The following is a 10737-nucleotide window of genomic DNA, read 5'->3' as shown; positions in this document are numbered from 1 at the left end:
ACCCCCCCCCCCAACCGTCGCCACCACGCCCCCCACCCCCCCCGGGCGGTTCCCGCCCCCCCCCCCCCCCCCGGGGGCCCGGGGGGGGGGGGGCGGCCGGGGGGGGGGGGGGGCGGCCCCACGACGCCTACCGGCTCCGGGGCTTCGGCTCGGCGGTGCCGCCCAGGGGCGGACCGTGGGCGGCCGGCGCCCTCAGCGGCTGCCCGTGCCCAGTTCCCGTGCCGTCCGCACGAACACCTCGTGCAGGTCCTGCGCGGCCTGCGGCACGGAGTCGGCGCGGCGTCGGCGCAGCATCAGCAGCACCCGGGTCGTCTCCCCGCTGATCGGCCGGTAGGTGAGGGCGCCCCGCCGCTCCAGTGGGTCGCCGGCCACGCTGAATTCGGGCAGGACCGTCGCCCCCAGCCCCTCGGCCACCATGAGTTTGCCCATCTCCGCCCCGTCGGTGGAGTACGCGAACGAGGGCGCGCGGCCGCCGAGGAGCCGGTGCACGTAACGGTGCATCACATATCCGGAGCGCATCCCGATCAGGGGCACGCCGAGCAGGTCGTCCACCGACACCGACGGGCCGGCCGCCAGCGGGCTGTCGGGCCGCACGCACACCACCGGCCGCCCCCGCAGCAGTTCGGTCGACTCGAACTCCGCGGGCATGTCGTCACCGGCCAGGTGGTTCACCAGGCCCAGGTCGAAGCCGCCTTCCAGCAGCGTCCGGTGGATGTCGGTCTGCTGGGCCGCCACCACCTCGACCTGGGTGACGGGGTGCGCGGCGCGGAACTCCCGCACCACCGGGATGAGCAGCGGCACGGTCGCCGCGTTCACGGTGCCGACGCGCACCATACGGCTGATGCGGTGCTGCTCGCCGGCCGCCGCGCGCAGCCGGTCCACCGCGTCCAGCACCCCGATGATGTGGGGCAGCAGCTCACGCCCCGACGCGCTCATCGTGGCGCCGGAACGCTTGCGCTCCAGCAGGTCCACGCCCAGCTCGCGCTCCAGGTTGCGCACGGTCTCGCTCAACGCGGGCTGCGACAGGCGCAGTTCCTCGGCGGCCCGGCGCAGCGAACCGAGCCGGGTGACCGCCGCTATGTATTCCAGTTGTTCTGTCCGCACGCCGGAAGAATGCGGCCGCATTCACCACCGGTTCAAGGGTTTCCCTGTCACGCCTTCGTGAAATTCAATGGTCCGCGATACGAGACCGGTCGGGTTTGCCTTGACCGTTGCGGCCGGCTGCTGCCACGATCGACGGCATGAAGATGCGACTGGACCTCACGCGGCGACGCCATGTCGACCTCGCGCGCGTCTCCAGCGCCTCCTGTTGCGCCGCGGCCTGATCTACTTCCCGATCCGCCGCCCCTCTCCCGCACCGCACCCGTACCCGCACCCCGCACGCGCAGGCGCGTCGCTGGTCGTGTGGTCGTGTGCCGTGCAGGCTCCCCTCACCGCCTGAATTCACCGCTCGATGCACCGTACGAAGGCACCGTACGGACGCACCGCACGGGATGCCCGCATGAATCCAGCGCATGGATTCACAGCGTGTTTCCGCACCCTGAATTCGGCGTGCCCGACACCGTTTCGCGCCAGGAGTTCCGCATGCCCGCAGCGCCCGTGAAATTCGCCTACTGGGTCCCCAACGTCAGCGGGGGACTCGTCACCAGCACGATCGAGCAGCGCACCGACTGGGGATACGACTACAACCGGGAACTCGCCGTCCTCGCCGAGAACAACGGCTTCGACTACGCCCTCAGCCAGGTCCGCTACATGGCCAGCTACGGCGCCGAGTACCAGCACGAGTCGACCAGCTTCAGCCTCGCCCTGCTCCTCGCCACCCAGCGGCTGAAGGTCATCGCCGCCGTCCATCCGGGGCTGTGGCACCCCGGCGTCCTCGCCAAGCTCGGCGCCACCGCGGACCACCTCTCGGGCGGCCGCTTCGCCGTCAACGTGGTCTCCGGCTGGTTCAAGGGCGAGTTCACCGCCCTCGGCGAGCCCTGGCTGGAGCACGACGAGCGCTACCGCCGTTCCGAGGAGTTCATCCGCGCGCTGCGCTCGATCTGGACCGAGGACCACGCCGAACTCGCCGGTGACTTCTACCGGCTGCGCGACTTCACCCTCAAGCCCAAGCCCCTCAACACCCCCGAACGCCCGCACCCGGAGATCTTCCAGGGCGGCAACTCCACCGCCGCGCGGCAGATGGCCGGCCGGGTCTCCGACTGGTACTTCTCCAACGGCAAGGACTTCGACGGCGTGACCGAGCAGATCGCCGACGTACGCCGGTCCGCGGCCGAAGCCGGCCGTACGGCGCCGAAGTTCGGCCTCAACGGATTCCTCATCGCCCGGGACACCGAGGGCGAGGCCCGCGAGACGCTCCGGGAGATCGTGGCGAAGGCGGACAGCGAGGCCGTCGAGGGCTTCGGCGCCGCCGTGAAGCAGGCGGGACGGTCCACCGCCGACGGCAAGGGCATGTGGCAGGACTCCACCTTCGAGGACCTCGTCCAGTACAACGACGGCTTCCGCACCGGCCTCATCGGCACTCCGGAGCAGATCGCCGAACGGATCGTCGCCTACAAGAAGCTCGGCGTCGACCTCTTCCTCCTCGGCTTCCTCCACTACCACGAGGAGGTCGAATACTTCGGCCGGCGCGTGCTGCCCCTCGTCCGCGAGCTGGAGGCACGACTCCCCGAAACCGAAACCGAAACCGAAACCGAGAACGAGAACAAGACGGAGAACGAAACCACCGGGACCGGCGCCGAGGCCGACTCCGGCGCCGTCCCGGTCCGCGCCTGACCGCCCCCGCCTTCCGCACCGCACCGCGAAAGAGGTCGACGAACATGAGCACCGCCACGCACCCCGACTGGCAGACCCAGCCCACCCCGCAGACCCCCGAGGAATGGATCGGCCGCGCCGCCGAGGTCGCCGCCGTCCTCGCCACCGACGCCGCCGAACGCGACCGCGCCGGCGCCACCCCGTACGCCGAGGTCCAGTTGCTGAAGGACGCCGGCCTGGTCACCCTGCTCGGCCCGGTCGAGCACGGCGGCGGGGGCCAGCCGTGGCCCACCGCCTACCGCGTCGTCCGCGAGATCGCCAAGGCCGACGGCTCCATCGGCCAGCTCCTCGGCTACCACTACCTGTGGAACTGGGCCGCCCGGCTCGTCGGCACCCGTGAGCAGTGGGAGCACGTCGAGGCCGAGGCCGCCCGGGGCCGCTGGTTCTTCGGCGGCGCCGTCAACCCGCGGGACAAGGACGTCGTGGTCACCGAGGACGGCGATGACCTCGTCTTCACCGGACGCAAGACCTTCTCCACCGGCAGCAAGGTCTCCGACGTCACCGTCCTCGAAGGCGTGCTGGAGGGCACCGAGCAGCACGTGTTCGCGATCGTCCCCTCCGACAGCGAGGGCCTGACCTTCCACGACGACTGGGACAACATCGGCCAGCGGCTGACCGAGAGCGGCGGCGTCACCCTCGACGGCGTGCGCACCCCGTGGTCCTCCGCGGCCGGCTACGTCGACAAGGTGTTCCAGCCGCGCGTCTACAACACCCTCAACGTGCCGACCATCCAGCTCGTCTTCGTCAACTTCTACCTGGGCATCGCGGCCGGCGCTCTGGAGACGGCGGCCGCCTACACCCGCACCAAGTCCCGCTCCTGGCTGCACGGCGGCCACGAACGGGCGGTCGACGAGCCGTACGTCATCGACGTCTACGGCGACCTCACCGCCAAGCTCTGGGCCGTGGAGGCCCTCGCCGACGCGGTCGCCGCGGAGGGGCAGAAGCTGCACGACGACCCCGACGCGGTGACCGCGCAGGCCCGCGGCGACTTCGAGGTGCGGGTGGCGGCGGTCAAGGCCCGCGCCACCGATGTCGCCCTGGAGGTCTCGAGCCGCATCTTCGAGGTCACCGGCGCCCGCTCCACCGCCACCGGCGAAGGCCTGGACCGCTTCTGGCGCAACGTGCGCACGCACACCCTGCACGACCCCGTCGCCTACAAGCGCCGCGAGGTCGGCCGCTGGGTCCTGGAGGGCGAACTTCCCGAACCCACCTGGTACTCCTGACCGCTCCCCCGGGGCGCCCGTTCCGCACGGGCGCCCCGGACTCCCCGAAAGAGGACCCATGGCCACCGTCCTGTCCGTCTCCGGCAGCCCCTCCGCCTCCTCCCGCACCGGCCGTCTGCTGCGCCACCTCGACCAGCGGCTCATCGCCCACGGCCACCAGGTGATCCCCCTGGACGTGCGCACCGTCCCGGCCGAGGCCCTGCTCGGCGCGGACTTCCGGCACCCCGCGATCGTCGAGGCCACCGACCTGTTCGCCCGCGCCGACGGTGTCGTCGTCGGCACCCCCGTCTACAAGGCGTCGTACTCCGGTGTCCTCAAGGCGCTCCTCGACCTGCTCCCGCAGTACGCGCTCACCGGGAAGACCGTGCTGCCGCTCGCCACGGGGGGTTCCGTCGCGCACGTCCTGGCCATCGACTACGCGCTGCGGCCCGTCCTGAACTCCATGGGTGCGGCCCACATTGTGCAGGGCTGGTTCACCCTCGACAAGGACATCACCGTTCACGAGGACGGCTCGATCACGGTGGCCCCGTCCGCCGGCGAGGCGCTCACCCAGGTCGTCGACCGGTTCTCGGCCGTGCTGGGCGGCGCCCCGGTCCTGGCCGCGGCGAGCTGACGGCCATGACCGCGCACGTCATCGCCGACGACGCCGAGGCCGTCGCCGTCGCGGCGGCCCTGGCCGACGCGTTCCGCGAGGGGGCCTCGGCCCGCGACAGCGAACGCAGGCTGCCCCGCGAGGAACTCGACCGGCTCTCCGCCTCCGGGCTGCTCGCCGTGACCGTGCCCGCCGGACACGGCGGCGCGGACGTCCGTGCCGAGACCCTCGCGGAGATCTTCCGGCTGCTGGGCGCCGCCGACGGCAGTCTCGCCCAGATCCCGCAGAGCCACTTCGCCTACGTCAACGTGATCCGCCGCCAGGGCACGCCGGAGCAGCAGAAGTTCTTCTTCGCCGAGCTGCTGGCCGGCCGCCGCTTCGGCAACGCCCAGTCGGAGGCCGGCACCCGGCACGTCCAGGACATCCGCACCCGTCTGGAGCCGGCGCCGGACGGCTCGTACCTCCTCACCGGCGTCAAGCACTACTGCACCGGCGCCCTGTTCGCCGACTGGATCCCGGTGCTGGCCCGCGCCGAGGACGACGAACTGCACGTGGCGTACGTGCCGCGGGACGCCCCGGGCCTGACGGTGATCGACGACTGGGACGGCCTCGGTCAGCGGACGACCGCCAGCGGCACCGTCCGCCTGGACGGCGTGTCCGTGCCCGCCGACCGGGTCCTGCCCCACCACCTCACCTTCCGGGGCCCCCAGCTGCACGGAGCGGTCGCCCAGCTGCTGCACGCGGCCATCGACGCCGGCATCGCCGCGGGAGCGCTGGCCGAGGCCGCGGAGTTCGTCCGCACCAAGAGCCGCCCCTGGTTCGAGAGCGGGGCCGAGACGGCCGCCGAGGATCCGCTGCTGATCCAGCAGTTCGGTGAACTCGCCCTGCGGGTGAGGGCGTCCGAGGCGCTTCTGCGGGAGGCGGCGCGGGCGGTGGACGCGGCGCGGGCCGACCTCACCGACGACTCGGCCGCCGAGGCGTCCGTCGCGGTCGCCGCGGCCAAGGTGGAGGCCGCCCGCGCGGCGGTGGAGGTGGCCGGCGCGCTGTTCGAGGTCTCCGGCACCCGGTCCGCGCTCAACGCCCTGAATCTGCACCGCCACTGGCGCGACGCCCGCACCCACACGCTGCACGACCCGAGCCGCTGGAAGATCCAGCACATCGGCCGGTACGCCCTGGACGGGACCAGACCGCCCCGCCACGGCCTCCTGTAGCGACACCCCCGAACGGAGACCCCTCGTGTCCCTGACCTTCCACTGGTTCCTGCCCACGAACGGAGACAGCCGCCATGTCGTCGGCGGCGGCCACGGCACCCCCGCCACCGCCTCGGGGCGTGACCGGCCGCCCACGGTCGCCTACCTCAGCCAGATCGCCCGCGCCGCGGAGGACCTGGGCTTCGTGGGCGCGCTCACCCCCACCGGCGCCTGGTGCGAGGACGCGTGGCTGACCACGGCCATGGTCAGCCGGCACACCGAGCGGCTGAAGTTCCTGGTGGCCTTCCGTCCCGGCTTCGTCTCCCCGACGCTCGCCGCGCAGATGGCCGCCACCTTCCAGCGGCACTCCGGCGGACGCCTGCTGCTGAACGTCGTCACCGGCGGCGAGAGCCACGAGCAGCGGGCCTACGGCGACTTCCTCGACAAGGACGACCGCTACCGCCGTACCGGCGAGTTCCTGCAGATCGTCCGCGAGCTGTGGGAGGGCGGGACCGTCGGCCTGAAGGGCGAACACCTCCGGGTCGAGGACGCGAAGCTCGTCCGGGTCCCCGATCCCGTCCCCGAGGTGTACTTCGGGGGCTCCTCACCGCTCGCCGGCGAGGTCGCCGCCCGGTACTCCGACGTCTACCTCACCTGGGGCGAGCCGCCGGCCCAGGTCGCCGAGAAGATCGCCTGGGTCCGGGGGCTCGCCGCGCGGGAGGGACGCACGCTGCGGTTCGGCATCCGGCTGCACGTCATCACCCGGGACACCTCCGAGCAGGCGTGGGCGGAGGCGCACCGGCTGCTCGACGGGTTCGACCCGGAGACCGTCCGGAGCGTGCAGGCCGGGCTGGCGCGCAGCGAGTCCGAGGGGCAGCGGCGGATGCTCACGCTGCACGGCGGGAGCCGGGACGGGCTGGAGATCCACCCCAACCTGTGGGCCGGGATCGGCCTGGTGCGCGGAGGCGCGGGCACCGCCCTGGTGGGCAGCCACGAGGAGGTGGCCGAGCGGATCAAGGAGTACGCGGCGCTGGGCATCGAGGAGTTCGTGCTGTCCGGGTACCCGCATCTGGAGGAGGCGTACTGGTTCGGGGAGGGAGTGCTGCCGCGGCTCGCCGGGCAAGGACTGTGGGCGCACCCGGCCGGGGAGAGGGCGTCGTCGGTGCAGGTGCCGTTCGCGGGCTGAGCGGGGCCGGTGCGCAAGCGCGGCGGGCCGCGGGCGGTTGCGCTACGCGGCCGGCCGCGGACGGCGGGCCGTGACCGGCCGTGTAGCGCACCCCGGCGGGCGCCCGTCGGCACCGTGCCGGGCCGCCGGGACGCCGGCCGACGAGCGCCTCGGGACGGGCGTGCACCAGTGCTCGGAAACCCGGAGGCGAGCAGCGCGGGAGCCGGGAGCACCACGGCCGTCGCCCCCGGGGATCCGAGGCGTGTGCGGTGCCGGGGTCACTCTCCGGCGGTGATCAGCTTCCGCGCGAGGCTCGCTGTCGACGGGACGACGACGCCGTCGTAGTTGGAGAGCACGACGACGCCCCAGTCGGCCTCCGGGTACACGTCGATCGAGGTCGAGATGCCGGCGGGGTTGCCCCCGCCGTGGCCGAACGCCCACTGGCCGGCGACGAGCACCCCGATGGGGCCGTAGCACTGGAAGAAGTCCTGCGCGGGGACGCCGGTGCCGTCGGCCGGGGCCGTGCCGGCCGGGACGAGCGGCACCTTCCCGCTCAGCACCAGGGCCGTCCGGCCCTGGTCGAGGAGTTCGCGCTGCCAGAGGAAACGCCCGAAGCGATCGAGGTCGGCGCAGGTGGTGAACGCGTCACCGGCCGGATCGCCGACGATGTACCGGAACTGCGTGATCGCGTCGGTCCACTGCCCCTGCGCGTCACGGTGGTAGGGATGCGCGATGTTCCGGCCCGCCTGCCACTGCGGCCTGGTGAGGAAGCGCGTCTCGGTCATCCCGGCCGCGGCGAACACGTGCTGCCGCACGTAGTCGTAGTACGACATGCCGGTCACCTCTTGCACGATCGCGCCGAGCAGGTGGTAGCCGGCATTGCTGTAGAGCCATCCGGCGCCCGGGGCGAAAGCCGGCTCGGACCGCCGGATCAGGTCCGTGGTGCCGTTCATGGTCTGCTCCGGGGTGGTCCAGCCGGCCGCGGCGGACTCGTAACCGGGCAACGCGTGGAAGTCGCCGAGACCCGAGGTGTGGGTGAGCAGATGGTGCACGGTCACGGTGTCCGCGACGGAGGAGGGGAAGCCGTCGAGGTAGGTGCCGAGCCGGGCGCCGTAGGCGATCTTCCGCTGCTGCGCCAGCTGCGCGACGGCGACCGCGGTGAACAGCTTGGTCACGGAGGCCAGCGGGAAGAGCGTGCCCGGCCCGTTCGGGACGGCGCGCTGCTTGTCGGCCGTGCCGTACGAGCGTGCCAGCACGGTCCGGCCCCGATGGGTCAGCAGCAGCGAACCGGAGAACTCGTCCGCCGCCGCCTTGTCCGCCACGTACTGGTCCAGTTCGCCGCCGGGCAGGAGACCCGCGGGCAGCGGGCCGGACCGGTCGTCGGCCGCGGCCGGGACGGGGAGGCCGCCTGCCACGAGTCCGCCGGCCGGGACCGCGCCGAGCAGTGCGAGTGCCGTACGCCGGGAGGGACGAGTCGCCATGGGGAACTGCCTTTCGCCATCGGGATGTGATCACCGGCAGGTCTACCGGGCAGCGCGTATGGGCGGCCGTTCGCGCAGCCATACGAGATCCATAGGTCCCGGTGGCCATAATCGGCCCATGCGGGTGCTCTTGGTGGAGGACGAACAGCCCCTGGCGGGATACATCGCGACCGGGCTGCGCAAGCACGGCTTCGCCGTCGACCTGGCCCCGGACGGCCGGGAAGCACTGGAGAAGTGCGAGCTGAACCGGTACGACGTCGTGGTGCTGGACCGGCACCTGCCGGTGGTGCACGGCGACACGGTGTGCCGTCGGCTGGCGGACCGGGGATCCTCGCGCATCCTGATGCTGACCGCCTTCGGCACGGTCGAGGACCGGGTGGACGGGCTCACCCTGGGCGCCGACGACTACCTCGGCAAGCCGTTCGCGTTCTCCGAACTGGTGGCCCGGGTGCACGCGCTGGCCCGGCGCAGCGCCCCGGCCCGGCCGCCGGTGCTGCGTGCCGGTGACGTGACCCTGGATCCGGCGCGGCGTACCGCGGAACGGGCGGGCCGGCTGCTCTCCCTGGCGCCCAAGGAGTTCGGCGTGCTCACGCAGTTGCTGTCCGCCGCCGGTGCCGTGGTCAGCGCGGAGACCCTGCTGGAGAAGGTGTGGGACGAGCACGCGGATCCGTTCACCAACGCGGTGCGGATCACTGTCGGCACGCTGCGCCGCAAGCTCGGAGACCCGCCCGTGATCGAGACCGTGACCGGCGCCGGCTACCGGCTCCGGGCGTGATGCGGTGAGATCCGTCCGTCTGACCGCACGCGGCAGGCTCACCCTGCTCCACACCGCGCTGGTGCTGGCTTCGGGGATGCTGCTGAGCGCGCTCACCTACCTGCTGACGCGCCGGAACCTGACCGAGCACAGAATCGTCGTGCGGTACGCCGGAGCGGGCACCGGCGAGCCGCTGCCGCCGCCGGATTCCTCGGAGCTGGCCCGCCAGGTGCGCGACGACGCCCTGGCCACGCTGGTGGGGCAGGCCTGGATCGCGCTGGCGGCCGTCACCGTGCTGGCCGCTCTGCTCGGCCGGCTGATGGCCGGCCGGGTGCTGCGACCGATCCGCACGATCTCCGCCGCCGCCCGGCGGCTGTCCGCGGAGAACCTGTCCGACCGGGTGCCGGTGAGCCCGGCGCGGGACGAGCTCGCGGCGCTGGCCAGGACCGTCAACGGGATGCTGGACCGGATCCAGCGCGGTATCGCCGAACGTGACCGGGCGTTGGAGAGCCAACGGCTGTTCACCGCGAACGCCGCGCACGAGCTGCGCACCCCGCTCACCACCATGCGGACCGCGATAGACGTGACGCTCGACGGCGAGCCCAGCCGGGCGGAGCTGCTGACCATGGCCGAGGACGTCCGGGAGGCGGCCGACCACAGCCGCCGCACCCTGGACGGCCTGCTCGCGCTGGCGCACAGCCAGGCGGGAACGGGCGAGTCCCGCGCGGTGGACCTCGCCACGGTCACCGCCGGCGCACTGGCGGGCGCCGCCGCCGGGCTGAGCGCGAAGAGCCTCGTGGCGCACCGGGATCTGCGGCCCGCGCCGATGCGTGGCGATCCGGTGCTGCTGGAACGGATGACGGCCAACCTGATCGGCAACGCCGTCCGGCACAACCGTCCGGCAGGCCGCGTCGCCGTGTCCACGGGCCGCACGGCGGACGGCGGGTTCCTGCGGGTGGTCAACACCGGCCGGGTCGTTCCCGCGGAGCGGGTGGACCGGCTGCTGGAACCCTTCGTCCGCGGCGACGGCGGCCGGTCGGCCTCCGACGGGGGCGCCGGGCTCGGCCTGTCCATCGTCCGGGCGGTGGTGCTCGCCCACCACGGCGAGATCACCGCGACCGCCAACCCCGACGGCGGGCTGGAGATCGAGGTCCGTTTCCCGGGTGGGGCCGGTCGAGGGTACGACTGTGGGGACACCGGCGGTCTCGGCGGGTAGCCGTACGGCGACGGCCGAAGCCCGACGCCGGCCCTCGGCGCCGAGGTGGCGGGCCCGACGTCCGGGCCGCGGACCGTCGTCGGCCGCGCGACCGTCGTCGGCCGGGCGAGGACGTCCCCGGGGCCGACTCCGCAGCGGGTAGCCGTACGGCGACGGCCGAAGCCCGACGCCGGCCCTCGGCGCCGAGGCGGCGGGCCCGACGGCCGGGCCGCGCGACCGTCGTCGGCCGGGCGAGGACGTCCCCGGGGCCGACTCCGCAGCGGGTAGCCGTACGGCGACGGCCGAAGCCCGACGCCGGCCCT

At 73.2% G+C, this 10737-nt stretch carries 10 protein-coding genes; 8 read left to right on the top strand and 2 right to left on the bottom strand.

What is annotated here, in order from left to right; all coding sequences use genetic code 11:
- Positions 1-192 precede the first annotated feature (192 nt).
- Positions 193-1104, bottom strand: a complete 912-nt coding sequence (locus tag ACZ3KJ_RS24320; RefSeq protein WP_467529991.1) for a LysR family transcriptional regulator — start codon at positions 1102-1104, stop codon at positions 193-195.
- A 137-nt stretch (positions 1105-1241) separates the two neighbouring features.
- Here ACZ3KJ_RS24320 and ACZ3KJ_RS24315 point away from each other — a divergent pair, with 137 nt between their 5' ends.
- From ACZ3KJ_RS24315 to ACZ3KJ_RS24290, 6 genes are all read left to right on the top strand, one after another.
- Positions 1242-1325, top strand: a complete 84-nt coding sequence (locus tag ACZ3KJ_RS24315; RefSeq protein WP_350760414.1) for a putative leader peptide — start codon at positions 1242-1244, stop codon at positions 1323-1325.
- A gap of 259 nt (positions 1326-1584) precedes the next feature.
- Complete coding sequence (gene sfnG, locus ACZ3KJ_RS24310) at positions 1585-2775, top strand: dimethylsulfone monooxygenase SfnG (RefSeq protein WP_467529990.1); 1191 nt, start codon at positions 1585-1587, stop codon at positions 2773-2775.
- Between the two features lie 44 nt (positions 2776-2819).
- Entirely contained in the window at positions 2820-4037 is a 1218-nt protein-coding gene (locus tag ACZ3KJ_RS24305; protein ID WP_467529988.1) for an acyl-CoA dehydrogenase family protein, read from the top strand.
- 58 nt (positions 4038-4095) lie between these two features.
- Positions 4096-4650, top strand: coding sequence for an NADPH-dependent FMN reductase (gene ssuE / locus ACZ3KJ_RS24300; RefSeq protein WP_467529986.1), 555 nt, complete (start codon positions 4096-4098; stop codon positions 4648-4650).
- Between the two features lie 5 nt (positions 4651-4655).
- A complete protein-coding gene (locus ACZ3KJ_RS24295) occupies positions 4656-5840 on the top strand; it encodes an SfnB family sulfur acquisition oxidoreductase (RefSeq protein WP_467529984.1) in 1185 nt (394 codons plus the stop codon).
- A gap of 25 nt (positions 5841-5865) precedes the next feature.
- The gene (locus ACZ3KJ_RS24290; RefSeq protein ID WP_467529982.1) at positions 5866-7005 is read left to right on the top strand and encodes an LLM class flavin-dependent oxidoreductase; all 1140 of its coding nucleotides are present in this window, start codon (positions 5866-5868) and stop codon (positions 7003-7005) included.
- A gap of 257 nt (positions 7006-7262) precedes the next feature.
- On the opposite strand, the gene ACZ3KJ_RS24285 is transcribed toward ACZ3KJ_RS24290, so the two are convergent.
- Positions 7263-8465: a serine hydrolase domain-containing protein gene (locus ACZ3KJ_RS24285; protein WP_467529980.1), complete on the bottom strand. Its 1203-nt coding sequence runs from the start codon at positions 8463-8465 to the stop codon at positions 7263-7265.
- A gap of 118 nt (positions 8466-8583) precedes the next feature.
- Here ACZ3KJ_RS24285 and ACZ3KJ_RS24280 point away from each other — a divergent pair, with 118 nt between their 5' ends.
- A complete protein-coding gene (locus ACZ3KJ_RS24280) occupies positions 8584-9240 on the top strand; it encodes a response regulator transcription factor (protein ID WP_467529979.1) in 657 nt (218 codons plus the stop codon).
- Between the two features lie 4 nt (positions 9241-9244).
- Entirely contained in the window at positions 9245-10435 is a 1191-nt protein-coding gene (locus ACZ3KJ_RS24275; RefSeq protein ID WP_467529977.1) for a sensor histidine kinase, read from the top strand.
- The last annotated feature ends 302 nt before the right edge of the window (positions 10436-10737 follow it).

It is taken from the genome of Streptomyces sp. NPDC003248 (genome assembly GCF_055563235.1).
The sequence above is the reverse complement of the archived record's forward strand: the minus strand, read 5'-3'. Positions and strand labels throughout refer to the sequence as shown.

Coding starts and splice junctions, on each gene's coding strand:
- ACZ3KJ_RS24315 (WP_350760414.1), top strand. CDS start 1,242: ATGAAGATGCGACTGGACCTCACGCGGCGACGCCATGTCGACCTCGCG.
- sfnG (WP_467529990.1), top strand. CDS start 1,585: ATGCCCGCAGCGCCCGTGAAATTCGCCTACTGGGTCCCCAACGTCAGC.
- ACZ3KJ_RS24305 (WP_467529988.1), top strand. CDS start 2,820: ATGAGCACCGCCACGCACCCCGACTGGCAGACCCAGCCCACCCCGCAG.
- ssuE (WP_467529986.1), top strand. CDS start 4,096: ATGGCCACCGTCCTGTCCGTCTCCGGCAGCCCCTCCGCCTCCTCCCGC.
- ACZ3KJ_RS24295 (WP_467529984.1), top strand. CDS start 4,656: ATGACCGCGCACGTCATCGCCGACGACGCCGAGGCCGTCGCCGTCGCG.
- ACZ3KJ_RS24285 (WP_467529980.1), bottom strand. CDS start 8,465: ATGGCGACTCGTCCCTCCCGGCGTACGGCACTCGCACTGCTCGGCGCG.
- ACZ3KJ_RS24280 (WP_467529979.1), top strand. CDS start 8,584: ATGCGGGTGCTCTTGGTGGAGGACGAACAGCCCCTGGCGGGATACATC.